This is a genomic window from Pseudocitrobacter sp. 73, from assembly GCF_008369545.1.
Classification (GTDB): domain Bacteria; phylum Pseudomonadota; class Gammaproteobacteria; order Enterobacterales; family Enterobacteriaceae; genus Pseudocitrobacter; species Pseudocitrobacter vendiensis.
The window spans coordinates 20346-44312 of record NZ_VTZO01000015.1 but is presented as its reverse complement, the minus strand read 5'-3'; the positions used below and the strand labels follow the sequence as shown (position 1 = coordinate 44312).

At 51.7% G+C, this 23967-nt stretch carries 23 protein-coding genes and 1 riboswitch; of the genes, 11 read left to right on the top strand and 12 right to left on the bottom strand.

What is annotated here, in order from left to right; translation table 11 throughout:
- The first annotated feature begins 26 nt into the window (after positions 1-26).
- Entirely contained in the window at positions 27-1460 is a 1434-nt protein-coding gene (hldE, locus tag F0Q32_RS16155) for a bifunctional D-glycero-beta-D-manno-heptose-7-phosphate kinase/D-glycero-beta-D-manno-heptose 1-phosphate adenylyltransferase HldE (protein WP_149463886.1), read from the top strand.
- 191 nt (positions 1461-1651) lie between these two features.
- Positions 1652-1861: a cell surface composition regulator GlgS gene (gene glgS, locus F0Q32_RS16150; RefSeq protein WP_188016876.1), complete on the top strand. Its 210-nt coding sequence runs from the start codon at positions 1652-1654 to the stop codon at positions 1859-1861.
- 85 nt (positions 1862-1946) lie between these two features.
- On the opposite strand, the gene F0Q32_RS16145 is transcribed toward glgS, so the two are convergent.
- Positions 1947-2213 (bottom strand): accessory factor UbiK family protein, encoded by a 267-nt coding sequence (locus F0Q32_RS16145; protein ID WP_149463884.1) that lies wholly within the window; start codon positions 2211-2213, stop codon positions 1947-1949.
- Positions 2214-2334: 121 nt separating this feature from the next.
- Positions 2335-2484: riboswitch (FMN riboswitch) on the top strand.
- Positions 2485-2589: 105 nt separating this feature from the next.
- Between F0Q32_RS16145 and ribB the strand changes: the two genes are divergently transcribed.
- Positions 2590-3243, top strand: coding sequence for a 3,4-dihydroxy-2-butanone-4-phosphate synthase (gene ribB / locus F0Q32_RS16140; RefSeq protein ID WP_015962961.1), 654 nt, complete (start codon positions 2590-2592; stop codon positions 3241-3243).
- A gap of 89 nt (positions 3244-3332) precedes the next feature.
- Here ribB and F0Q32_RS16135 read toward each other — a convergent pair whose 3' ends face one another.
- From F0Q32_RS16135 to zupT, 5 genes are all read right to left on the bottom strand, one after another.
- Positions 3333-4400 carry a fimbrial protein gene (locus F0Q32_RS16135; RefSeq protein ID WP_149463883.1) on the bottom strand — a complete coding sequence of 356 codons (1068 nt, stop codon included), beginning with the start codon at positions 4398-4400 and terminating at the stop codon, positions 3333-3335.
- Entirely contained in the window at positions 4397-5125 is a 729-nt protein-coding gene (locus F0Q32_RS16130; RefSeq protein ID WP_149463882.1) for a molecular chaperone, read from the bottom strand. The genes F0Q32_RS16135 and F0Q32_RS16130 overlap by 4 nt, the downstream gene beginning before the upstream one ends.
- A gap of 13 nt (positions 5126-5138) precedes the next feature.
- Positions 5139-7586, bottom strand: coding sequence for a fimbria/pilus outer membrane usher protein (locus tag F0Q32_RS16125; protein WP_149463881.1), 2448 nt, complete (start codon positions 7584-7586; stop codon positions 5139-5141).
- A 60-nt stretch (positions 7587-7646) separates the two neighbouring features.
- Entirely contained in the window at positions 7647-8210 is a 564-nt protein-coding gene (locus tag F0Q32_RS16120; protein ID WP_149463880.1) for a fimbrial protein, read from the bottom strand.
- Positions 8211-8528: 318 nt separating this feature from the next.
- On the bottom strand, positions 8529-9302 hold the full coding sequence (gene zupT, locus F0Q32_RS16115) for a zinc transporter ZupT (RefSeq protein WP_015962966.1): 774 nt from the start codon (positions 9300-9302) through the stop codon (positions 8529-8531).
- Between the two features lie 191 nt (positions 9303-9493).
- On the opposite strand from zupT, the gene ygiD reads away from it, so the two are divergent.
- A complete protein-coding gene (gene ygiD, locus F0Q32_RS16110; RefSeq protein WP_149463879.1) occupies positions 9494-10282 on the top strand; it encodes a 4,5-DOPA dioxygenase extradiol in 789 nt (262 codons plus the stop codon).
- Positions 10283-10389: 107 nt separating this feature from the next.
- Here ygiD and dsbI read toward each other — a convergent pair whose 3' ends face one another.
- The 6 genes from dsbI to tolC all read right to left on the bottom strand — a co-directional run bounded on the left by dsbI (position 10390) and on the right by tolC (position 17519).
- A complete protein-coding gene (gene dsbI, locus F0Q32_RS16105) occupies positions 10390-11064 on the bottom strand; it encodes a protein-disulfide oxidoreductase DsbI (protein ID WP_149463878.1) in 675 nt (224 codons plus the stop codon).
- A 15-nt stretch (positions 11065-11079) separates the two neighbouring features.
- A complete protein-coding gene (locus F0Q32_RS16100; RefSeq protein WP_149463877.1) occupies positions 11080-11748 on the bottom strand; it encodes a thiol:disulfide interchange protein DsbA/DsbL in 669 nt (222 codons plus the stop codon).
- 12 nt (positions 11749-11760) lie between these two features.
- Entirely contained in the window at positions 11761-13557 is a 1797-nt protein-coding gene (locus F0Q32_RS16095; protein ID WP_149463876.1) for an aryl-sulfate sulfotransferase, read from the bottom strand.
- A 535-nt stretch (positions 13558-14092) separates the two neighbouring features.
- The gene (locus F0Q32_RS16090) at positions 14093-15253 is read right to left on the bottom strand and encodes a glutathionylspermidine synthase family protein (protein ID WP_149463875.1); all 1161 of its coding nucleotides are present in this window, start codon (positions 15251-15253) and stop codon (positions 14093-14095) included.
- Positions 15254-15258: 5 nt separating this feature from the next.
- Positions 15259-15930 (bottom strand): DUF1190 family protein, encoded by a 672-nt coding sequence (locus tag F0Q32_RS16085; protein WP_149463874.1) that lies wholly within the window; start codon positions 15928-15930, stop codon positions 15259-15261.
- A gap of 170 nt (positions 15931-16100) precedes the next feature.
- Complete coding sequence (gene tolC / locus F0Q32_RS16080) at positions 16101-17519, bottom strand: outer membrane channel protein TolC (RefSeq protein WP_149463873.1); 1419 nt, start codon at positions 17517-17519, stop codon at positions 16101-16103.
- A gap of 200 nt (positions 17520-17719) precedes the next feature.
- Here tolC and nudF point away from each other — a divergent pair, with 200 nt between their 5' ends.
- The 7 genes from nudF to F0Q32_RS16045 all read left to right on the top strand — a co-directional run bounded on the left by nudF (position 17720) and on the right by F0Q32_RS16045 (position 23955).
- On the top strand, positions 17720-18352 hold the full coding sequence (gene nudF / locus F0Q32_RS16075; protein WP_149463872.1) for an ADP-ribose diphosphatase: 633 nt from the start codon (positions 17720-17722) through the stop codon (positions 18350-18352).
- Positions 18349-18768 (top strand): DUF1249 family protein, encoded by a 420-nt coding sequence (locus tag F0Q32_RS16070; protein ID WP_015962972.1) that lies wholly within the window; start codon positions 18349-18351, stop codon positions 18766-18768. The genes nudF and F0Q32_RS16070 overlap by 4 nt, the downstream gene beginning before the upstream one ends.
- A 25-nt stretch (positions 18769-18793) precedes the next feature.
- Entirely contained in the window at positions 18794-19621 is an 828-nt protein-coding gene (gene cpdA / locus F0Q32_RS16065) for a 3',5'-cyclic-AMP phosphodiesterase (RefSeq protein ID WP_149463871.1), read from the top strand.
- Positions 19621-20196, top strand: a complete 576-nt coding sequence (gene yqiA / locus F0Q32_RS16060) for an esterase YqiA (RefSeq protein ID WP_015962974.1) — start codon at positions 19621-19623, stop codon at positions 20194-20196. The genes cpdA and yqiA overlap by 1 nt, the downstream gene beginning before the upstream one ends.
- Before the next feature lie 27 nt (positions 20197-20223).
- Entirely contained in the window at positions 20224-22119 is a 1896-nt protein-coding gene (parE, locus tag F0Q32_RS16055) for a DNA topoisomerase IV subunit B (protein WP_149463870.1), read from the top strand.
- Between the two features lie 255 nt (positions 22120-22374).
- On the top strand, positions 22375-23352 hold the full coding sequence (locus tag F0Q32_RS16050) for a TRAP transporter substrate-binding protein (protein ID WP_149463869.1): 978 nt from the start codon (positions 22375-22377) through the stop codon (positions 23350-23352).
- Positions 23353-23406: 54 nt separating this feature from the next.
- A complete protein-coding gene (locus F0Q32_RS16045) occupies positions 23407-23955 on the top strand; it encodes a TRAP transporter small permease (RefSeq protein ID WP_149463868.1) in 549 nt (182 codons plus the stop codon).
- Positions 23956-23967 lie beyond the last annotated feature (12 nt).

The window sequence follows — 23967 nt, the reverse complement described above, 5'->3', positions numbered from 1 at the left end:
TTTTTTGAATCTCTCAGGAGACACGAATGAAAGTAACGCTGCCAGAATATGAGCGCGCAGGGGTGATGGTTGTGGGTGATGTGATGCTGGATCGCTACTGGTATGGCCCAACCAGCCGTATTTCCCCGGAAGCGCCGGTGCCGGTGGTGAAGGTTGAAACCATCGAAGAACGTCCTGGCGGCGCGGCGAACGTGGCGATGAATATTGCGTCCCTGGGAGCGAATTCTCGTCTGGTCGGCCTGACCGGTATTGACGACGCGGCGCGCGCATTGAACAAAGCGCTGGCGGATGTGAACGTCAAATGTGATTTTGTCTCGGTGGCGACGCATCCTACCATCACCAAGCTGCGCGTGCTGTCGCGCAACCAGCAGCTGATTCGTCTCGACTTCGAAGAAGGTTTTGCCGGGGTTGACCCGCAGCCGCTGCATGACCGCATTAAAAGCGGGCTGGCAAGCGTCGGCGCTCTGGTGCTCTCCGACTACGCTAAGGGCGCGCTGGAAAGCGTTCAGCAGATGATTAAGCTGGCGCGCGAAGCGAAAGTCCCGGTGCTCATCGACCCGAAAGGCACGGATTTTGAACGTTATCGCGGTGCAACGCTGCTGACGCCAAATCTCTCTGAGTTTGAAGCGGTAGTGGGCAAATGCAAAAGCGAAGCGGAGATCGTTGAGCGCGGTATGAAGCTGATTGCTGATTACGACCTTTCCGCGCTGCTGGTGACGCGTTCCGAGCAGGGTATGACGCTGCTCCAGCCGGGTAAAGAACCGCTGCATCAACCGACCCAGGCACAGGAAGTGTATGACGTTACCGGTGCTGGTGATACGGTAATTGGCGTGCTGGCGGCAACGCTCGCGGCGGGTAATTCTCTTGAAGACGCCTGCTACTTCGCCAACGCAGCGGCAGGCGTGGTGGTGGGTAAACTCGGTACGTCAACCGTTTCGCCTATCGAACTCGAAAACGCCGTGCGTGGTCGTGCGGAAACCGGTTTTGGCGTGATGAGCGAAGAAGAGCTGAAACAGGCGGTGGCTGCTGCACGTAAACGCGGCGAGAAAGTGGTGATGACCAACGGTGTGTTCGACATTCTGCACGCGGGGCACGTCTCTTATCTGGCCAATGCACGTAAGCTGGGCGATCGCCTGATTGTTGCGGTGAACAGCGATGCATCGACCAAACGCCTGAAGGGAGAATCCCGCCCGGTAAACCCGCTGGAACAGCGCATGATCGTGCTGGGCGCACTGGAATCCGTCGACTGGGTGGTCTCTTTTGAAGAAGATACCCCGCAGCGCCTAATCGCCGGGATCTTACCGGATCGCCTGGTGAAAGGCGGTGACTATAAACCTGAACAGATCGCCGGTAGCGAAGAAGTGTGGGCCAACGGCGGTGAAGTGCTGGTGCTGAACTTCGAAGACGGTTGCTCGACCACCAATATCATCAAAAAGATTCAAAAAGACGCTAATAAGTAAGCAGTGTTTGCTTCGTTTAAAAGCCCTGTTGCCTTCGGACGACAGGGCTTTTTATTGATTAATCAGAAATATGATTTAGCACATTTTTTATCCACAATAAGCGCACGGAATGTCCAAATTCTGATTTTTGGTCGGCGAATACTGAAGTCAGATAAAGCATATACACTCAGATATACAACGACTGAAGGAGTATGCCGATGGACAACAGCAATATTTATTCCCTGAATAATTTTGATTTTTTGGCCCAGAGCTTTGCCAGAATGCACGATCAGGGCCAGGAAGTTGATTTAGAAGCGATTACCGGCAACATGGATGAAGAGCACCGCGCCTGGTTTTATAAACGTTATGAACGCTATTGCCAGGTGGTGGAGACGAGTAGCATGCCTGAGCTGGAACACTGATACGATTATGCTGGGGGTAACGTTTATCCCTGGCTGGGGACGTAGATCGTAGGCCGGGTAAGCGCAGCGTCACCCGGCATTTTACTTACTCTTTATCTTCTGACGGCGCAGCCGCACGGCTTTCTAACTCACTCAGACGCTGTTCCAGCAATGCCAGTTTCTCACGGGTACGCAGCAGCACCTGCGTCTGTACGTCGAACTCTTCACGGCTTACCAAATCCAGACGAGTTAGTTGTGACTGCAGGACCTGACGGACTTTTTTCTCTACATCATCCCCGAAATCACGGAGGCCTTTCGGCATAGATTCATGGACCTGGCGTGCGATTTGTTCAATTTTTTTCGGGTCAATCATCGTCGTTTACCTGATTTGTCTGTTCTGACATTCATTGTAGTGCCTTACTTCCTCCCGATAAACCAGAATTGTTCGAAGCTTATGCATTGCCGAAGATAGTCAATGGGGTTATAGTGAGTACGCTTATTCTCAGGGCGGGGCGAAATTCCCCACCGGCGGTAAATCAGCTACGGCTGAAAGCCCGCGAGCGCTTTGGGTGCAAACTCAAAGGTCAGCAGATCCGGTGTAATTCCGGGGCCGACGGTTAGAGTCCGGATGGGAGAGAGTAACGATCCAGTCGGGCTGAGCCCGCTCGCGTTATCCATTTGCCGCTAAACCGGCACTCCTAAGACTGCCCTGATTCTGGTAACCATAATTTTGACGAGGTTTTTTTACCATGAATCAGACGCTACTTTCCTCTTTTGGTACTGCTTTTGAACGCGTTGAAAACGCATTGATTGCCCTGCGTGAAGGCCGCGGCGCAATGGTGCTGGACGACGAAAACCGTGAAAACGAAGGCGACATGGTCTTTGCCGCCGAAAACATGACTGTTGAACAAATGGCGCTGACTATCCGTCACGGTAGCGGCATCGTTTGTCTGTGCCTGACGGAAGAACGCCGTAAACAGCTGGATCTGCCGATGATGGTAGAAAACAACACCAGCGCATACGGAACCGGCTTCACCATTACCATCGAAGCGGCACACGGCGTGACCACCGGCGTTTCTGCCGCTGACCGCCTGACTACCGTTCGCGCAGCGATTGCCGACGGCGCCAAACCGTCTGACCTGAACCGTCCTGGCCACGTCTTCCCGCTGCGCGCGCAGCAGGGCGGCGTACTGACTCGCGGCGGCCACACCGAAGCGACCATTGACCTGGTCTCTCTGGCGGGCTTCAAACCGGCAGGCGTGTTGTGTGAACTGACCAACGACGACGGCACCATGGCGCGTGCGCCAGAGTGCATCGAGTTTGCCCGCAAACATAATATGGCACTGGTGACCATCGAAGATCTGGTGGCTTATCGCCAGGCACATGAGCGTAAAGCAAGTTAATTCCCGACTCACCGCTCGCTGTTCGCAGGCCGGATAAGGCATTCATACCGTATCCGGCGATAAAGCCCGCCTCGCGGGCTTTTTTGTTTTTAGTTGTAGTTAATCTTAAACAGCACCACCGTTTCGAACGGCCCCGTTTTTACCGTTTCCCCTGCGACCTGACTCAGTTCCGCCTGGTATGTTTTTTCCCGCATCAATAAAGAGGGATCGAAATCAGCGTATTCTGTGTACTCGTTGTAGGTGTAAAACGTGTTCTTTTCCGTATCGCGAATTTTAAGTTGCAGGCCATTACCTAATCTCAGGGAAGTATCGTCATCTGCCAGTGTTTCAGTGGTGTAGAACGAGGAAGAGACTTTAAAGGTATCAGTGCATTCGTTATTCGCGATATTTTTAGTAGTTTTGACCGAGAAACTGCGGGTTAGCGTTTGATGATTAATTTCCATGTTGTTAAACGTACCGAAATCAATGGTCTGATTTTCCGGGTAGATGCTGAAATTGACGCTGCAATCCAGTACGCGAATCTGGTCCAGCCCGGTGACATGATACTTAAGATTCTTCGCTTCAGGGTTTTGGTTTACGCCACCGACGCCGTCAAACTGCACCAGTATGTAATCGCTGATGCTGCTCCTGTAATCGTGAGGGGGCATAGTAATAACCTTCACATACAGCCTCATACGTGCAGTAAAGGTACGAGAATAGTGGATATTGTTCACATCACCTGAACAAAGATAGTGCTCCCATCCGGCTGCTTTAATTTGCTCAGGGGTGTAGATCTCGAATTGTTTATTGTCCAGACACTGATGTGTATCAATGCCGATACTGCCTTGAGAGGCATCGTAATCCACGCCTTCATAGGTTACGCCAAGCTGGTAATAGGGGTCATTGATGGCGATATAGGGGTTCACCCAGGCATAAATATTTTCATTGCTGAAGTTTGGCGCAGTGCCCGTATCGCAGTAAACCGGGATTTTAATATCGTTACTTTCCCAGATTTTGTCGCCGGGTTTTGCATTATTTGGCACAGCAAAGGGCTCAATATTTGTGAATCCCTCAACCGGTCCGCCTGGTGTGGCAAGATAGCAATTGACAGCCAGGGCCGCGCGCACAGGAATGAGCGTAAGCAAAAGAAGTGTCATCAGGAGCAAAATGCGCTTCATTTTCTCTTCTCCGGCGCATTGACCTCACACTCCCCGTGGCAACGCACGTTGAGCGTGCGCATTGCGCCGTAATCGTCGATGTATCCTAACGAAAATGTACTGCCCGCATAGCTTCCTGCGCTGATCGTGGTCGCAGAAAAGGGGGCAATCATTGTGCTCTTGAACCCATCAAAGGGGCTGTAGTCATCTTTGCCAAAAAAAGCCAGAGTGACGTAATAACCTGTAGGATTGTTGAGGCGAAGCGTATGGGCGACCTGCGATGCCGTGAGGCGCTCCTCAATATTCACGCCGGGTGTTTTTGTGAGGGCCTCGGGCCGCCAGAAAAGCTTTAACCTGGATTGAACGGCAAGTTGCACCACTGCTCCGCTGCTGTTTTCTGGCGCCGGTGGGACCTCTCGCACGTTAAAGTAAAACAGGGTTTCTCTGTCTGAAGGAAGTGCCCCCACGCTTGCCTGTTTCACAATACGGACCTGTGTCTGGGTACCCGGGTCCAGACGCTGAATCGGGGGGAGTGCTGAAAAATAACGATCGTCCTTTTGGCCCTGCTCATTTTCAATCCAGGAGTAGGCGAGATATGGGAGCTTTTTACTCTGGTTTTCGAGCTTCAGGCTGCTGGCCTTAGCATTACTGCTAAAGATGATACGCGTCCTGTCGGGCTGAATAGCTGCATGGCCCGCCAGCGGGAGTATCAACGCTAAAATAGACATGGCTTTAAAGAGTGTCATCTTTCATCCTTAATTAATGACAAGGTAAAATAGTATGTTGTTTTAAAACGCTTAAATCATTCGGAAGTGAGAGCGAGCAGCGCTGGTTTTTTCCCCAGATCACGCTAAATTGCTGGTTGCCTTTAATCCCACCGAGCCAGGCATGGCCCTCTTCACTGACCATTCCGACATCAACATTGCCTTCAGACTGTTGAATCACGGCCCCCAGTGGCGGATAGCCGCCATCGGCTGTACGTAATATCACACTCACATCACTCCCCGCGCGTGAGGCAACGGTTTTATAGCCGATTGCACCTTCCGTCCAGGCTTCCCGGGTAATACTTTCGTTGACGGTGACGCCATCCGGTAACTGATTCATATTCACCGCAATGGAAGTCGGCTGATAACTTCCTGCCATGGGCACCACGGCATAGCCCAAAAGGTTGGTTCGATTGAAATCGCTTTGTACAGGTACATCCGCTACACCATCGGTATCGATCATTATGCGGGGTTCATTACCGAAGCTTCTGCGATGCATTGCCAGCCCGTGGCGGGTGGCGGTGATGGAACCGTTCCAGCTGGCACTTAATGAGCTGTAATCGCTGGCGGCGTAACTTCCGGCAAGTTGCAAATCGCCAAGCGATGTGAGGTGCTGAAGGTTGCCACGGAATTGACTGCCATTATCCGGTTTATCTGTTTCCACACCCGCAGAAACGCCCCAGGTATTGCGTGGATTTGATGCGTCGCTCCAGCTCAGCATATTGCTGGTGGTTGCGCTGTTGCGCATGTCGTAATTCAGGCGTCGACTGTAGCCAAAAGGAATAGAGAGTGAAACGTAGAGTTGGTTATCTGTGCCACTCTCTTCATAACGCGTAGAGCTCCAGGAGGTGGAGAGGGTGAGTCCTTTCCATTTACCGAGATCGAAGTTATATCCCGCCGTGATGCTGGCCGTCGTAGAGCTATCGCCGTCCCACCATTTCTGGCGCAGTGCGCTGACGTAAAGATTAAGATTAAGCGGTGTAACAGGCTGATTAAACGAGAGGCTGATCGTTTGCTTCTCGTCCTGGGTGTCGGCGTCGTTATACTGATGAGCGATAAAGTTAGCGTAACTGTGGAACTCACGCTCGGAAAAACGATAGGCCGCCAGTGATATCTGGCTGTCTGTTGCATCAACACGTTTGCTGTAATTCAGGCGATAGCTGAGACCTTTTTCTGTGTGGCCATCCTCGAAAGTACTGCTGGCATGTGTGGCATCGAAGGATAACGCGCCCAACCAGAGCATATTTTGCCCAATCCCCAATGCAACTGAACGATAGTCGCTTCCTGCGGCCAGCACGCCGCCATAAACGGAGGTATTGGAGAGCATGCCCCATGAGGCCTCGCTGCTGATGAAGGTATCATCAACAACGTGGTGCGAGATGTCCGGACGTGCACGCCCAGCGGCGAACTTGTAGCGAACCTGTCCTTCCCGGGTGAGGAAGGGGGTAGAGGCAGCTGAAACCTGAAAGCTGTTGACCCGGCCATCTTCTTCAGTGACCTTGACGTCCAGTGTTCCCTGTACCGACTGGTTTAGGTCGCTGATGATAAAAGGACCTGGCGCAACCTTTGTCTGGTAGATAACGCGTCCGGCATGGCTGACCGTCACCGTAGCGTTAGTCTGGGCGATGCCGCTTATCTGTGGCGCGTAGCCACGAAGCTCCCAGGGAAGCATGCGATCGTCGCTGGCGAGCGCTGCACCATTGTAGGCAAAGGCATCAAAGATGCTGGAGCTGAAATCGGTTTCGCCCAGCGTGAGTTTGGCACCAAGTGCAGGAAGTGGACGAAAAAGATAGGTTCGCGAGAGGCCGCGTGTCGTTTGTGAGCTTTCGCCATTGTGGTTCTGGCTAATCTGGTAGTCACTACGCAGGCGCCAGGCCCCCGCATTCAGCCCTGCCGTACCGTAAGCGTTAATATTTTCAGTGTGCTCGCCGTGATAAGGGCGATAGGTGCTGGCAAACAAATTGTAATCCAGCAGCAAGCCCGCCACGCCCGCATCCCAGGAGGAGGGGGGCATCCAGTTGTCCGATTTCCAGGAGAGCAATGCCTGAGGAACAGTGATATCCAGACGCTGATTCGCACTGTCGAGTGAGAACTGAATGGTAGGGTGGTTACTGAAATCAACGCAGCCCTTATCTAACGTTAGCGCGGCACGGATGTTTTCTTTCAGACCTAATTGATCAGCAAGTTCAACAGGAATGCATACCGTGACTGCATTATCTTTTGCTTTCCAGCTAAGCTCCTGGCCGGCAGAAATAAGAATCTTATTTACTGCGACTGAAACAAAGTAGTTTCCAGGCGCAATCGCCGCCTTCTCTTTGAGCAGTGAAATATCCACGCTGTCGCGCATGGATTTATCCAAAGCATTGAGATTGAATTCTACAGAGTGGACTGAAGTGGCGAATAATAAACCACTGCTTAGAACCAGAAGCTTGCAAGTGTCCATGGCATCCTTACCGGGGCTATTGCAATGATATAGTGAGGCGGCCTTCATGGCCGCCATCAATTACTTATAGGTCAGCGTGTAATTCGCTGTTGCTGTTACGCCCCCCGGCGTGACATCGGCGGCACCAACTTTCTCCATCCAGGCTTTAAACGGCAGAATTTGGGTTTGTGACGATGCGATAAGGTCGAGGCTTTGCGCTGTACCTAAAGTGATATTGCTGCTGTTCTTATCCAGCAAACGTATTCCAACGTTGGTTGCACCGCTGGCATAAGTGTTCGTCAACAGGCTGGTATCTGAGGGTTCCACGCTACCACTGCTGAAGGTCACGTCAACTTTGGTGACATTCACTCCGCTACCGTTATCGGAATTCGGTAAGTCGCAGTTAATGAGATGCAGACTGGAGTCTACGGCTTCAGAATGGGTGTTAGCATTGATGTAGCTTGCCGGCACTTCACCTAAATTTACCTGCTTATCGACATCGTCTGCCTGAATAGCACAAGGGGCGCTGATAACCAGCCCTGTAAACGTAATTTTGCCGCCACCGCCATCAACATCAGCCAGTGCGTATCCAGAGGTGAGTGCGCTTAATAGTAATGCCAACAATGTTTTCTTTCCTGAAATCATAGAATATCCTTGTAATATAATGAGATAGGCTTGTGCTAAATATCAACATCTCAATTATATCGTAAGGGATATCAGTGAAGGTTTAGAAAAACTAAACAGGATAATCTGAAAAAATTAAAATATTATCTTTGAAAATATTATTTAAATATAATATTGGTTTGGTGATTATGTTAGTGCGGCGTGATTACGTAATAATTATGGTTATTATCATGATTTGCTCATAGTTCACAACGATAGCTAAAAAATTCAGACTAAATTTTGTGACACAATATTAGCTAACCCATTACGCCGTGCTGTAACCCCAGCACGGCGCTAATATTAACCAAGCCCAATGGACTGTAACAAGACCAGGCTTAGTCCCATTACGGACATACCGCAAAGAACGCCATAGCTGGGGTTATTGTTCGGGTCTATCTCTTTGGCCAGCGGCATCAATTCATCCACTGACAGCGCGACCATAATCCCGGCAACGGCCGCCATAATGGCCGCCATCACGACCGGGGAGACCAGGCTGCCGAGAATTAACCATGCCAGCACGCCGCCGAGGATTTCCGCCATCCCGGAAATACCTGCCCAGAATACCGCTTTGCGCTTTGAGCCTGTAGCCGCATAAATGGGCCCGGAAACCGCAAGGCCTTCAGGAATATTATGTAGCGCGACGGCGAATGCGATGCCAAAGCCGAGTTCCAGGTTATTGCTGGCCGTAACAAACGTCGCAATGCCTTCCGGAAAGTTATGCAGGCTGATGCCCAGCGTCAGTAAAACCGCCGTCCGCCGGATGTTGGGCGGCAGGGGTTTAACATCCGCAGGGGCTAAATCCTGCGGGTGTGCGTGCGGCAATAGGCGATCGAGCGCGAAATAGCCGAGCAGGCCGACAACAAACATACCGTAGCCCAGCACGGGCGACATGCCTTCGGTATGCAGTGCGGCAGGCAGCATTTCCATCAGGGAAATCAGCAGCATAATACCCGCCGCGAAGCCTAGTGAAAACGCCAGCACGCGGTTGGAAGGTTTTTGCCCGATAACGCCAAGGATCGCGCCAATAAACGTGGCCGCACCCGCTAATAAGGTCAGAATTAAGGGTACCGACATCGCTTACTCCTTATGATAATGATTATCATTTATACTAAAAGTTGTCGTCCATTTCGAGAGACTTATTGCGTCTTTACTCCAGCTTACATTCAAATTTTCTGAAGATCATCATCACGCTTATCTGAGTTTCACCCTGTCTAAAACAGGTTAATGTAGTGTTATTACATCGTACTCTTTATGAGGATAACACCATGTCTCGTACCCGAATGCCAGCGTTGTTTTTAGGTCACGGTAGCCCGATGAACGTGCTGGAAGACAACATCTATACCCGCACCTGGCAGCACCTGGGCGAGACGTTACCTCGTCCAAAAGCAATTGTGGTCATTTCTGCACACTGGTTCACACGTGGAACGGGTGTGACGGCCATGGAAGCACCGAAAACGATTCATGATTTTGGCGGCTTCCCGCAGGCGCTGTATGACATTCACTATCCGGCGCCCGGGTCTCCGGCATTAGCGCAGAAATTAGTTGAGCTGTTGTCACCGGTGCCTGTGACACTGGACAATGAAGCCTGGGGTTTTGACCACGGCTCCTGGGGCGTGTTGATTAAGATGTACCCGAACGCGGATATTCCGATGGTGCAGTTAAGCATCGATAGCACCAAACCTGCGTCCTGGCATATGGAGATGGGCCGTAAGCTCGCCAGCCTGCGCGATGAAGGCGTTATGCTGGTGGCCAGTGGCAACGTGGTGCATAACCTGCGGACCGCGAAATGGCACGGTGATGGCACGCCGTACCCATGGGCAACGTCCTTTAACGACTATGTGAAAGCTAACCTGAACTGGAAAGGCGCGCTGGAGAAGCATCCGCTGGTGAACTATCTGGAGCATGAAGGGGGATCATTGTCGAACCCTACGGCAGATCATTTCCTGCCGCTGCTGTATGTGCTGGGAGCATGGGATGGCGAAGAGCCTATCACGATTCCGGTGGACGGGCTGGAGATGGGAAGCTTAAGCATGTTGTCCGTTCAGATTGGGTGATCTTTTGCCGGGTGGCGCTGCGCTTACCCGGCCTACGAATAGCCCGCCCTGTCAATGAGTTGCGGACTGTCGGTAGGTCTGATAAGCGTTGCGCCATCAGGCTTGTTTCATCCTCTGATAAGCTTTATACCCCAGGCTGCGCTCATAATCAGCAGCAGTATCAGGCAAGTACCGAACGCGAGCATGCACGCCTGCGCCATGTTCATAAAGTGCCATGGCGGCAGGAGATACCAGCCTTCTGAGCTTTGGTACAAATCAATAAACCACTGTTGAGTGCTGCTAAGCGTGACGCCATCTGGCACGATGGGCGCATCGTAGCCGCAGTCGCCGGTCGGCATGAACCATTCAGGCGCCCACTGCGCCAGCGGCAGATTAAAGGGAAAAGTGGGATCTGTTGAACAGCCCTGCACGCCAAACAGCGCGTCGGGATCCGGGTTATGCACCGCATAGTGGATACCGTTCAGTTTTATTGAAAACTTAATCCCCATAATGCTGCCGTAGAACGCCATCACGCAGCCAATCAGTTTCAGGATAATGTTTTTGGGGTTTATCGCCGCAATCACGCCGCCAAACACCATCACAAACATAGCGTAGCGAATATAAACACACTGTTCGCACGGTGCCATGTAGAGATAGATCTGGAAGAAGGAGTGTGCCAGCACGATAAGCGCGCCCATTGCGATAGCCATAAACAGCCACAGAAAGCGCCGTTCCTGCCACCTCACCAGCGTATCGACCGGCGTTTTGCGCAGGTCTCTCAATAATCCCTTAATGAAAGCCATAAGCGTTTCCCTGTGTTATTTGCCCGCCAGTTCGCGGATCAGGTCTGCCATAGCGTCGATGGATTTAATATTCTTGGTGTAGATCAGATATTTACCATTAACCACATAGGCCGGAACGCCCTGGATTTTGGCCACATCGTAGGCTGCTTTCCATTTTTCCAGCGTTTCCTGAACCGCAGGTTCCTTCAGCGCGGTTTCAAAATCAGCCTGGCTCATACCCGCGGCATCAAGGCCGGTTTTGATAAAGGCAGCGGGATCTTTACCGTCAGACCAGCGCTCTTTTTTGTCGTGATACGCTGCGTAGTAAGCGAATTTTGCTTTTTTAAACTGTGAGTTAGCATCAAAAAGAGAAATGCCTGCGGCTTTATCTTTGGCAATTAACACAGCAAACACTTCGCTGGCCTGCTTGCCATATTCGCCTTTGGTTTCCAGATGGAATGGCGTGAAGGCCACTACATCTTTCACTTTTTCAGACACCGGGCCGGTCACCGCTTTGTCGTACTTGTAGCAGAATGGGCAGGCGTAGCTGAAGACTTTAATCAGCGTTTTATCGGCATTGGGAATTGGTTTCTCCAGCACCATGTAGTCCGTGCCTTCGGTGAAAGCCGATGCTGCAAAAGACGTCGCCAGCGCGGCGGTGAGTACCACGCCGGTGAATAATGATTTTATCCATTTCGTAGACATAGCCATTCCTTCTTATTTAAACATCTGCTGTGGATGAACCAGCATTGCACGGTAGTGGGTCTGATTCGGTTTATCCGACAGAACGTCGATTTCGACTTTCACTTCTTTGGTTTTGTAGTCAATTTCATTGAGCTTACCAATGGTCGGTTGACCCACGTCGAATAAATGAATTGAACCGCTGAAGCCAAACATGGTGTTGCGATCTTTTTCATATTCGATGACGGACGTAATCGGGCTGTAGAAGTCGTAACCGCGATCTTTGCCATATTCCCAAACCTGCTGGACGGTACCTTTTTTCTCATCGATTTTATATTCCACGAAACGGGAATATTTCATCGTTGGCAGGGCAGGTTGTTCCAGATGGCGACCATCGCCGTTATCAAAGACGGTGAGTGTGCCTTTGCTGGAGAGCCACGCGGTATGCTGGGTATAGGTGAAGTCGAAACCACTGTTCTGGCAGTTGCCGTTTTCATCACAGCTAATCGGTTTTCCTTTATCATCAACCGGTTTGAGCAGTTTGTCCGCCAGCTGTTTATTCCAGCCCTTGGACGGTGCAAGGATCCATTTCACCTGCTTATCACGGCCAATTTTGAACACGCCCTGATGGCGTGAAGAAATAATAATGGAGTCATCTTTGGCATCATAAGCAATCGAGTTAACGTGCGCCCAGTTGCGTCCTGGCCCTACGCCCAGCGCATCACCAAACGGTGTGTCTGGCTCAAGTTTCGCCTGCTGGCCCGCGTGCGCCAGGTCGACGTTTACGCAGACGGCACCGGCATCCAGCGCGCCAAGCAGAGCATCACGCATAGGGTCGAGAATTTTGTTCAGGTCCCAGACGTCAACCACACGGCCTGATTTATCGACTTCCAGAATATGGTCGCGGATAGTGTTGACGTGCACGCCGTCATCGCGGCGATAGCTGTGTTTGCCTACGCGCAACAGCACAGTGCCTTTCGACGTTTCGATAGATTCGTGGGTGGCATCGACAAAACCGCGCGGCAGTTTGTGATCTTCCAGTACCTGGCCCATCATGTCGAATTCATACCAGTGCTGGCCCTGCACCGCCGTGTAGGTTCCACGTGGCGTTTCGCGAATACCCATCAGGTAGCCGCGTTTATTGATATTACGGTCATGCCCATCGTAGAAGGTTTCCTGGTCCAGCCACCAGCGATATTCCCCTTCGGTATCGACCACAAAGGTGAAGGGCGCGATGTCAAAGGCCAGTGCGCCGGTTGCCGGGCCCGCGTCGAGAATACCGGCGTCTTTTGCTTTCTCGCCGTGCCAGTGCAGGTCAGAGCCCTGGGCGGTAAAGGTATGGGTATTCACCATATAGAGGCGATCTTCAAAGCCTTTCGCGACTTTAATGACTTTCGGTTGTTGCAGGTCAGAGATAGAGCGGTTGTCCATATAGTGGTTGACGATAGCGGAGGTCTGCACCACGTAGTCGTCTTTCATCGACTTGCCATTTTCTTTCCATTCCACGGTGACGTTGTTGGCATATTTCTGATACAACCCAAAAATAGGGATACCGTCATAGTTCTTCAGCGATTCATCACCCACGCTGTAGCTGATAGGCACGCCTTTCTCGCCTTTACCGTGTACGGTGACTTTTACATCGGAGATAGTGTGGCTATCGAGTTCAACCAGCGCGGTTAATGGGGCGTGACCGTAGGGATCAACAACAACTGCCCCCAACTGACCCGCTGGTGGGGCTGGTTGAAAACCTGCGGCCAGTACACCTGCGCTTGATACGCTAAAGGTAAGCGCCACCGCGCCCGCGAGGAACGTTTTTCGATATTGATTAAACATAACGATATTTCCTTATATATTCCCGTGGATTATTTATGAGAAAACAAACATCGTTTTAGCTGGATAAAAATGAAATCTATCTTTTCTTTTTAAATATGTTTTTGATAAATATATGGAGCGTCTTTAGTCATTGGGATAGTAGGGTTGTGATATATCAATCACAACCGCTATTGTTATGGAGTGTGATCTTGATTGCATTGTTTTAAATAGTGAAATGTATCTCTTTCATCATGGCATTCTGTTATTTATTCTTATGATAGATAACAGGATAATCTTAATGAGAAAACAAATAAAAATATGTTTATGTGAAATAAGAATATTGAATGTGAATTAAATTTAACTTTTGAGGATGAATAAATGTATATAGCGTGGCACTGGATGGCTTTGATCGCTGTACTGGCGGGACATGCTTTTTACTATATCAGGCGTGAGCGCCGCGCCTGTCGGCAGGAAAGAGAGGCGTTGCTGGAGATGATTTGCCGCTGGCGCGAAGAGAAAATACCGCCCTGCGAAGGGGCGGTATCAGAAACAAAGCTTACTCCACAAAAATATGCGGATAAAAACGAGAGAGATCCTGCGTGATCAGCGCGCGGTCTTCGCGAATACCGATCCCGGCAGGTTGATCGTTGATAAGCCAGCTGCCAATCAGCGTGTAGCTGTCGCCAAATTTTGGCAGCGGATGGAATTGCTGCACGATCATGCCTTCTTCACCGTAAGGGCCATCAACTTCTTCCAGCGTTTTTCCGTTCTCAATGATCGAAATATTAGCGCCTTCGCGGGAGAAGATAGGTTTCACCACATATTTGTCCATCTGTGGATGATCATCTTCGGCAAAATAAGCGGGTAACAGATTCGGGTGATCCGGGAACATTTCCCACAGCAGCGGCAGCAGCGCTTTGTTGGAAATAATGCTCTTCCATGCCGGTTCCAGCCAGCGCACGCCAGCGTCTTCCAGCTTGGTTGAGAACATCTCGCGCAGCATGTATTCCCACGGATAGAGCTTAAAGAGATTACCGATAACCTGATCCTGAAGATCGGTAAACTGACCTTTTTCACCCAGGCCAATATCTTCGATATACAGGAATTCGGTGGCCACTTCCGCTTCTGCCGCGCAGTCCTGCAGATATTGCACGGTTCCACGATCTTCCACGGTATCGCGACAGCAGGTCAGGTGCAGCAGTTGAAAACCATGCTGCTCACGCAGCTCGGTGAAGCGCTCAATGATCTTTTCTTGCAGGCTGTTGAACTGATCGCTCCCTTCCGGCAGGTTACCGGCATTGAGCTGATCTTCCAGCCAGATCCACTGGAAAAACGCCGCTTCGTACAGTGAGGTTGGCGTATCGGCGTTGTTCTCGAGTAGCTTCGGCTCGCCTGCACCATCCCACGCCAGATCCATGCGCGAATAGAGCGAAGGCTGATGCGTTTGCCACGACTGACGCACAAAGCCCCAGGTGTGTTTCGGAATGCGGAATTTGGTCATCAGCTCATCGCTGGCGACCACGCGCTCCACCACTTTTAAACACATCTGGTGCAGCTCGGCGGTGACCTCTTCCAGTTTTTCAACCTGGGCCAGGGTTAGTTTGTAATACGCTTCCTCGCTCCAGTACGGCTCGCCGTACATGGTGTGGAAGTTAAAGCCATATTCAGTGGCTTTTTCGCGCCAGTCCGGGCGCTCTGTAATAGTGATTCTTTCCATGTGACTTAGCCGCCCATTGAGCGAGAAGACGTGCCGGAGGCGCTGCTACGCTGCATTGTCGACTGCTTAGCAACAGACTCGCCAAAGCCGCCACGGGTGACCGTGCTGGTGGTCGCCGGTTTTGGCGCCATCGCAGTTTTCGGAACGGTCATGGAGCGGCCTGGCTGTGCGGCACCGTAGTTTTTGCCGCTGGCATCGGTGTATTTACCATATGCCGGGCTGGATGGATTTTTGGATGTGAACACTGGCTGCTGCTGGAATCCCGCGCCGCCGCTCATCATACGGCCCATCATATAACCGGCCATCAACGGCATCCAGAAGCTGCCGCTGCTTTGCGCCTGTGCCTGGTTTTCTGGTGCAACACCTGCCTGAGCTGGCGTTTGCTGGCACTGACCTTCACCGAATTCTGCGACGCAATCTTCACGCGTGGCATATTTCGGCGCAGTACGTTCCGCTTCTTTCTGTGCGTTATTAAAGGCGGTGGTACATTCCGCACCTTTCCCCGGGTTGGCTGCCGAGCAGTCGTCCGCGTTTTGATAGAGGGTGACCGTTTCGTCACTTTGCTCACAGCCCGCCAGCATAAAGACGGCAGTGACGGCGAAAGCAACCGGTGTTAAATGGCGTGCACTCCAGCTTTTGCGAAAAGCGGCGTGCTTAATATTATTTGTCCGTTTCATCGTTATCTTCCTGGACCCAGTGGTAGAGCATTAGCGCTCAGGATAGTGGATGACTGGTTGAAAATGAAGCGAGAAGGGGAATAAACAGGGGGATCTTTACGTTGCCTTACGTTCTGCGCAATGTAAAACGCCACGCGTGTTCGGCGTGGCGTTTTTATGCGGCCTTGTGCTTAACGATTCGCGGTAGTGGTCGCGCCGTTATAGCCATCGGCTGAAGCGTCCTGCTGCGGGTTTTCCGGGGCAACAGACTCAGGTGTCGTTGAAACCGGTTTACCCAGCGTGCTGTTCAGCGCCTGGAGATCCTGTTCGTTCAGGGTACCGAGGGCAGATTTGATATTCAGCTGGTTAATCAGGTAGTTATAACGCGCACTGGAGAGCTGCTGCTTAGCGTTATACAGCGTGGTGGTGGCATCCAACACGTCAACGATGGTACGAGTACCGACTGAGTAACCGGCTTCCATCGCGTCTAATGAACTCTGCGCAGAGACAACGGCTTGTTTATAAGCGTTGATGCTGCTAATAGAGGCATTGACGTTATTGAAGGAAGAACGCACAGTTTGAACTACAGTACGGTGCGCGCTTTCCAGTTGCTCGCTTGCGCCAACGAAGTTGTACTGCGCCTGTTTCACCTGAGAGGTCACCGAACCGCCGCTGTAGATTGGCAGGTTGAAGCTCAGGCCGATAGAGTTCTGGCCGATATCGCGGTCAGCATAAGTGCTGCCACCGGTTTTGCTGCCGTCATATTTGGTATTCGACACGCTGGTTGATGCGTTCAAATCCAGAGTCGGCAGGTGACCGTCCTGAGCCTGACGAATCTGCTCGCGGGCCAGGTCCTGGCTCAGACGCGCCTGCAGCAGTGCCAGGTTGCGGCTTTCCGCTTCCTTCAGCAGCGCATTGACCGCTTTCGGCTTGTCGGTAGAGAAGCTGTCAACGTTCAGCGAAGAGAGTTCCGGGTAGTAGTTACCGGTGACCTGACGCAACGCTTCAACGGCGTTGTCGAGATTGTTACGCGCGGTCACTTCATTCGCCAGCACGGTATCGTACTGTGAACGGGCGTTCTGAACGTCGGTAATAGCAACCAGACCGACGTTAAAGCGCTGAGTGGTTTGATCCAACTGACGGTAGATAGCTTGTTTCTGCGCTTCAGTATAGGAAAGCGCATCAATCGCGCTCAGCACGTTAAAGTAGGCCGTCGCGGTGTTCAGAATAAGCTGCTGTTGGTCAGTCTGATAGGTTACATCCTGAATACCGGCACTTTTTTCCTGTAACGTCAGGGCGCGCCATTTCGACATATCAAACAGCGTTTGTGTTAACTGTAAAGACGCGCTGGACACGTTTGAGTTCACACCGTTGTTGTCACGATAGCCGTTGTTATAGGTATAATCAGCACCCAGGCCAAGCTGTGGTAACAGTGGGCTACGCGCTTCGTTGATCTTTTCAAAGGCCGCGTCGCGGTCTGCTGCGGATTTACGCAGGTCAGGGTTGCTTAAACGCGCCTGCTGATACACTTGCAGCAGGTTCTCTGCCTGGCTCATTGCGCTGAAACCTGTAAGGCTCAGGCCAATAAGGATGGGGAGCAATTTCTTCATTTGCATTCCTTGTTGTGAAGCTTAGCGCTGATCTAATTCAGAAAAATATTCGCCGATTGTATCAGAGTCTGACAGTTTAAAAAGTTGGCGTAATGTGCCATGCGGCGTTAATTTGCATCAATCTAGCATACAGTCAGCTAAACGGTAGCCAAACTGACCCGAAATCCACAATTTCCGCACAAATGCAATTGGAACCAATCATGACTAAGACGAATGACTCAGTGGTTACGTTCTCGAAAAACGATGTAGAAATTATTGCACGGGAAACGCTGTACAGCGGTTTTTTTTCGCTTGATTTGTATCGTTTTCGTCATCGTTTATTCAACGGAGAAATGAGTGGCGAGGTAAAACGCGAAATTTTTGAGCGCGGTCACGCTGCAGTCTTGCTACCCTTTGACCCTGTGCGGGATGAAGTTGTGCTGATTGAGCAGATCCGCATCGCCGCCTACGACACCAGCGAAAGCCCGTGGTTGCTGGAGATGGTGGCCGGTATGATTGAAGAAGGCGAAACCATTGAAGATGTGGCGCGCCGGGAAGCAGTGGAAGAGGCGGGCTTAATCGTGGGGCGCACGAAAAAAATGCTGAGTTACCTGGCAAGCCCTGGGGGAACCAGTGAGCGCCTCTCTATATTAGCGGGCGAAGTGGACGCAACGACGGCCAAAGGTATTCATGGCCTCGCGGAAGAAAACGAAGATATTCGGGTTCATGTGGTAAGTCGGGAACGCGCTTATCAGTGGGTAGAAGAGGGAAAAATCGACAACGCGGCGACGGTCATCGCTCTGCAATGGCTACAACTGCATTATCAAGACTTACGACAAGAGTGGTTAAAATGAAGCGCTATACACCTGACTTCCCTGAAATGATGCGGCTGTGCGAAACCAATTTCGCCCAGCTACGCCGATTACTGCCGCGTACTGATACGCCCGGCGATGCAGTGAACTATCAGGTGGCGAATGCGCAATATCGGTTAACGATTGTCGAATCGACGCGTTATACCACGCTGGTTGAGATAGAGCAGACGCACCCAAAGGTCAGCTACTGGAGTCTACCGTCAATGACGGTACGACTCTATCATGATGCTATGGTGGCTGAAGTGTGTTCGAGTCAGCAGATTTTTCGCTTCAAAGCACGTTATGATTATCCTAATAAAAAGTTGCATCAACGCGACGAAAAGCATCAAATTAACCAGTTTCTGGCTGACTGGTTACGTTACTGTTTAGCATATGGAGCGATGGCGATTCCGGTTTAAGCATCGTGAAACCTAAGGACACCATTTGGAAAGCCTGTTAAACCTTCCTCTGGCTGGTGGGGCCAGTGTCAGGTTACTGCAAATTACTGATACTCACCTGTTCGCTAAAAAAAGTGAAACGCTGTTGGGCGTGAATACCTGGGACAGTTATCACGCCGTGCTCGAAGCGATTACCGCTTCGCAGCGTGAAGTCGATCTGGTTGTTGCAACCGGCGACTTAGCGCAGGATCACACTTCCGCGGCCTATCAGCATTTCGCTGAAGGCATCGCGCGATTTTCTGCGCCCTGCGTTTGGCTGCCTGGCAACCATGACTTCCAACCCGCCATGTACAGTACGCTTCAGGACGCAGGCATCTCCCCGGCCAAGCGCGTCATGGTGGGTGAACACTGGCAAATCTTGCTGCTCGACAGCCAGGTCTTTGGTGTGCCCCATGGCGAACTGAGCGAATTTCAACTGGAGTGGCTGGAAAAGCGCCTGGAGGAAGCACCGGAGCGTAACACGCTGCTGCTGTTACACCATCATCCATTGCCGGCGGGATGTAGCTGGCTCGATCAGCACAGCCTGCGCAACGCGGCATCGCTGGATAACGTGCTGGTGAATTTCCCGAAGGTGAAGAACCTGCTGTGCGGCCATATCCATCAGGAACTCGACCTCGACTGGAACGGCCGCCGGATGATGGCGACCCCGTCCACCTGCGTGCAGTTTAAGCCGCATTGCGCCAACTTTACGCTGGATACCGTTTCTCCAGGCTGGCGCTGGCTGGAGCTGCATGCTGATGGCACGCTGACCACCGAAGTTTGCCGCCTTGCCGGGTCGGAGTTTCACCCGGATACAGCGTCAGAAGGATACTGATGGCTACGCTTCTCTATCTGCACGGGTTTAACAGCTCGCCCTGGTCTGCCAAAGCGACGGCGCTGAAAACGTGGCTGGCGGAGCACTACCCGGATATCACCATGGTGATCCCACAACTGCCGTCTTATCCCGCTGAAGCCGCAGAAATGCTGGAAGCGCTGGTGTTAAAGCACGGTGGCGAACCGCTGGGTGTGGTCGGCTCCTCGCTGGGCGGTTATTACGCGACCTGGCTGTCGCAGTGCTTCATGCTGCCCGCTGTGGTAGTGAACCCGGCGATACGCCCGTATGAGCTGCTGACGAACTTCCTCGGTCCGAACGAGAATCCCTACACCGGTGAGCATTATGTGCTAGAGTCTCGCCATATTTACGATCTCAAAGTGATGCGAATTGACCCGCTGGAAGCGCCGGATCTCATCTGGTTGTTGCAGCAAACGGGCGATGAAGTGCTTGATTACCGCCAGGCCGTTGACTATTTCGCCTCCTGCCGCCAAACGGTAGAGGAGGGCGGTAATCACGCATTTGTGGGCTTTGAAGATCACTTCACACAGATTATCGACTTTCTGGGGCTGCATTAAGCCGCTCCCATTACCTACGAACAGATCATGACACAATCTTCTTATAACGCTGATGCCATTGAGGTACTCACCGGGCTTGAGCCGGTTCGCCGCCGTCCGGGAATGTACACGGATACTACACGCCCTAACCATCTTGGTCAGGAAGTGATCGATAACAGCGTCGATGAAGCGCTGGCGGGCCACGCAAAACGTGTCGAAGTCATTCTTCATGCTGACCAGTCGCTGGAAGTTATCGATGACGGGCGCGGCATGCCGGTCGACATTCACCCGGAAGAGGGTGTACCGGCAGTCGAGCTGATTTTATGTCGCCTGCATGCGGGCGGTAAGTTCTCTAACAAAAACTACCAGTTCTCCGGCGGCCTGCACGGCGTAGGGATTTCGGTGGTTAACGCCTTGTCCCGACGCGTGGAAGTGAATGTGCGTCGCGATGGTCAGGTCTACAGCATCGCCTTTGAAAATGGCGAGAAAGTGGAAGATTTGCAGGTGACCGGCACGTGCGGTAAACGCAATACCGGCACCAGCGTCCACTTCTGGCCAGACGAAAGCTTCTTCGATAGCCCGCGCTTCTCCGTTTCGCGTTTGAATCACGTGTTGAAAGCGAAAGCGGTGCTTTGCCCTGGCGTGGAAATCGTCTTTAAAGACAAAGTAAACAACACCGAACAGAGCTGGCGTTATGAAGACGGCCTGACGGATTACCTGAAAGAAGCGGTGAACGGCCTCCCGACGCTGCCTGAACAGCCGTTTGTCGGGACGTTCTCTGGTGAAACGGAAGCGGTTGACTGGGCGCTGCTGTGGTTGCCGGAAGGCGGCGAACTGCTGACTGAAAGCTACGTTAACCTGATCCCAACGATGCAGGGCGGTACGCACGTTAACGGTTTGCGTCAGGGTCTGCTCGACGCGATGCGCGAATTCTGTGAATACCGCAATATTCTGCCGCGCGGTGTGAAGCTAACGGCGGACGATATCTGGGAACGCTGCGCGTACGTGCTGTCGGTGAAAATGCAGGACCCGCAGTTTGCCGGCCAGACGAAAGAACGACTCTCTTCTCGTCAGTGCGCGGCATTTGTTTCCGGCGTGGTGAAAGATGCGTTTTCTCTGTGGCTGAATCAGAACGTTCAGGCCGCTGAAATGCTGGCCGAAATGGCGATCTCCAGCGCTCAGCGCCGCATGCGCGCAGCGAAAAAAGTGGTGCGTAAAAAGCTGACCAGCGGCCCGGCGCTGCCTGGCAAGCTGGCAGACTGCACCGCACAGGATCTCAACCGCACTGAACTCTTCCTCGTGGAAGGTGACTCCGCAGGCGGCTCCGCCAAGCAGGCGCGCGATCGTGAATATCAGGCGATCATGCCGCTGAAAGGGAAGATCCTCAACACCTGGGAAGTCTCTTCCGATGAAGTACTGGCGTCTCAGGAAGTGCACGACATTTCCGTGGCGATCGGTATCGATCCGGACAGCGACGATCTCAGCCAGTTACGCTACGGCAAGATCTGTATCCTTGCAGATGCGGACTCCGATGGTCTGCACATCGCTACACTGCTGTGCGCCCTGTTCGTCAAGCACTTCCGCTCGGTGGTTAAACAGGGGCACGTTTACGTGGCGCTGCCGCCGCTTTACCGTATCGATCTCGGTAAAGAAGTCTATTACGCCCTGACCGAAGAAGAGAAAGCGGGTGTACTGGAGCAGCTTAAGCGTAAGAAAGGTAAACCGAACGTACAGCGCTTTAAAGGTTTGGGTGAAATGAACCCGATGCAGCTACGTGAAACCACGCTGGATCCGAACACGCGCCGTCTGGTACAGCTGATTATTGATGATGAAGATGAACAGCAGACCAATGCGGTGATGGATATGCTGTTGGCCAAGAAGCGTTCGGAAGACCGTCGCAACTGGCTGCAGGAAAAAGGCGATATGGCGGATATTGAGGCCTGATGGGTTATTTATTTTTAAAAGGAGAGCGTTCGCTCTCCTTTTTTATTTGTCTTAAAGATATATTCAATTATTAATATTTACAATGCTAATAACAATACGTGCTTTTTATTTTTCTGAAAAGCTATTTTCTTTTTTTATTGCGTCCTGTCACGGATTGGCTTTTCGCCTTTTTGCATAGTACGTGCGAACGTTATTTATGAATAAATAATCTTTGTGAATATATTTATTAATTAAATACAACGCATGGAGCACACAATGGGAAATAAGAAACTCACCACCGGGTTATTAGCGTTATCCCTGCTGGTTACCTCTTCGATGGCTTTGGCAAAAACCGTCTTTATCGCCTCGGATGTTCATCCTGCGGATTACCCCACCACGGCGGCGGTGATTCATATGGGCGAAAAACTGAGTGCGCAAACGGACGGGCGTTTAGCGATAAAAATGTTCCCCAATGGGCAGATGGGGGATGAAGGCGCCACCATTGAAAAAGCGCGCGCAGGGGCGATTGATATTCTGCGTGTATCAATGGCACCCGTGGGCGGTATTTTGCCGGAAGTGAGCGTCTTTAATATGCCGTTTGTTTTCCGCGACCTCGATCATCTCCATCATGTTCTGGATGGTCAGGTAGGCGAACAACTGGGGCAGAAAGTCACCGACAGCAACCTGGGCCTGGTGTTCCTCGGCTGGATGGACGCGGGCTCACGTAGTCTGATTACCAAAAAACCGGTGAATAATCTCGACGATCTGAAAGGCGTGAAAATCCGCCTGCAAAACAACCCGATCGGCCTGGATTCCTTTAAAGCGATGGGTGCAAACCCGGTCGTCATTCCGGTAGGCGACGTTTTTGCCAGTCTGCAAACCGGTGTTATCGACGCAGCAGAAAACAATGAACCGACGTTTGATACCGAAAACTATGTGGTGGCCGGCACTAAATACTTTGATATGACTGAGCACTTTATGATTCCAGAAGTGTTCGTCTTCTCAAAGAAAAAATGGGCCAAACTCTCTGCTGAAGATCAGGCGCTGATCTTAAAACTGGCGAAAGAAGCGCAGGCAGAAGAACGCGTTCTGTGGGCGCAGTATGTAGAAAAATCAACCAGAAAATTACAAGAGCAGGGCGTGCAATTCATTAAGGTGGATAAAAAACCCTTTATCGACGCAACTGCGCCAGTCCGTGAAAAATATGGCAAACAGTTTAGTGCGTTGATGCAGCAAATCCAGGAAACAAAATAAGAATCCGATGTGCCGGGCTGGCTTATTCTGGCCCGGTCGTTACAGGAGCATAAAATGAAAAATACCTATATCCTGGCCATGGATTATGTCTACCGGGTCTGTATCTGGCTGTCCGGTTTTAGCTTGTTATTTATGACGTTTATTTATTTGATCGGTATTTACGCCCGGTTTCGCCCGGACCTTCCCGCGTGGCTGGACTTTATGCCCCGCGCGTCAACCAGTTGGCCTGAACCGCTGTCGCAAATTTGCATGATCACCTTCTCCTTCGTTGGCGCAGCAGCGGCCTATCGGGCTGGCGGACATATTGCCATCACCATGCTGGTCGATCGCATTCCTGCAGCGGCGCAAAAAGGGATCGCGCTGTTCGTGGATCTCGCCATGCTGGCAACCTGCATTTTTATTGTCAAATGGGGCATTGTTGGCTGTCAGGACGCCTGGGAAGATGTCATTCCCTCACTGCCTTTTCTGACCTCCGGAATCACCCATCTTCCCGTTCCTTTAGGGTCGTTCTTTACGCTGCTGTTTGTCGTTGAAAAATTACTTTTTGGCCCGCAAACGCGTCGGGAACTGGTGCAATTTGGCTCGCCGAAAGTGGGCTATTAAGGAATTCATAAT

Coding starts and splice junctions, on each gene's coding strand:
- hldE (WP_149463886.1), top strand. CDS start 27: ATGAAAGTAACGCTGCCAGAATATGAGCGCGCAGGGGTGATGGTTGTG.
- glgS (WP_188016876.1), top strand. CDS start 1,652: ATGCCGATGGACAACAGCAATATTTATTCCCTGAATAATTTTGATTTT.
- F0Q32_RS16145 (WP_149463884.1), bottom strand. CDS start 2,213: ATGATTGACCCGAAAAAAATTGAACAAATCGCACGCCAGGTCCATGAA.
- ribB (WP_015962961.1), top strand. CDS start 2,590: ATGAATCAGACGCTACTTTCCTCTTTTGGTACTGCTTTTGAACGCGTT.
- F0Q32_RS16135 (WP_149463883.1), bottom strand. CDS start 4,400: ATGAAGCGCATTTTGCTCCTGATGACACTTCTTTTGCTTACGCTCATT.
- F0Q32_RS16130 (WP_149463882.1), bottom strand. CDS start 5,125: ATGACACTCTTTAAAGCCATGTCTATTTTAGCGTTGATACTCCCGCTG.
- F0Q32_RS16125 (WP_149463881.1), bottom strand. CDS start 7,586: ATGGACACTTGCAAGCTTCTGGTTCTAAGCAGTGGTTTATTATTCGCC.
- F0Q32_RS16120 (WP_149463880.1), bottom strand. CDS start 8,210: ATGATTTCAGGAAAGAAAACATTGTTGGCATTACTATTAAGCGCACTC.
- zupT (WP_015962966.1), bottom strand. CDS start 9,302: ATGTCGGTACCCTTAATTCTGACCTTATTAGCGGGTGCGGCCACGTTT.
- ygiD (WP_149463879.1), top strand. CDS start 9,494: ATGTCTCGTACCCGAATGCCAGCGTTGTTTTTAGGTCACGGTAGCCCG.
- dsbI (WP_149463878.1), bottom strand. CDS start 11,064: ATGGCTTTCATTAAGGGATTATTGAGAGACCTGCGCAAAACGCCGGTC.
- F0Q32_RS16100 (WP_149463877.1), bottom strand. CDS start 11,748: ATGTCTACGAAATGGATAAAATCATTATTCACCGGCGTGGTACTCACC.
- F0Q32_RS16095 (WP_149463876.1), bottom strand. CDS start 13,557: ATGTTTAATCAATATCGAAAAACGTTCCTCGCGGGCGCGGTGGCGCTT.
- F0Q32_RS16090 (WP_149463875.1), bottom strand. CDS start 15,253: ATGGAAAGAATCACTATTACAGAGCGCCCGGACTGGCGCGAAAAAGCC.
- F0Q32_RS16085 (WP_149463874.1), bottom strand. CDS start 15,930: ATGAAACGGACAAATAATATTAAGCACGCCGCTTTTCGCAAAAGCTGG.
- tolC (WP_149463873.1), bottom strand. CDS start 17,519: ATGAAGAAATTGCTCCCCATCCTTATTGGCCTGAGCCTTACAGGTTTC.
- nudF (WP_149463872.1), top strand. CDS start 17,720: ATGACTAAGACGAATGACTCAGTGGTTACGTTCTCGAAAAACGATGTA.
- F0Q32_RS16070 (WP_015962972.1), top strand. CDS start 18,349: ATGAAGCGCTATACACCTGACTTCCCTGAAATGATGCGGCTGTGCGAA.
- yqiA (WP_015962974.1), top strand. CDS start 19,621: ATGGCTACGCTTCTCTATCTGCACGGGTTTAACAGCTCGCCCTGGTCT.
- parE (WP_149463870.1), top strand. CDS start 20,224: ATGACACAATCTTCTTATAACGCTGATGCCATTGAGGTACTCACCGGG.
- F0Q32_RS16050 (WP_149463869.1), top strand. CDS start 22,375: ATGGGAAATAAGAAACTCACCACCGGGTTATTAGCGTTATCCCTGCTG.
- F0Q32_RS16045 (WP_149463868.1), top strand. CDS start 23,407: ATGAAAAATACCTATATCCTGGCCATGGATTATGTCTACCGGGTCTGT.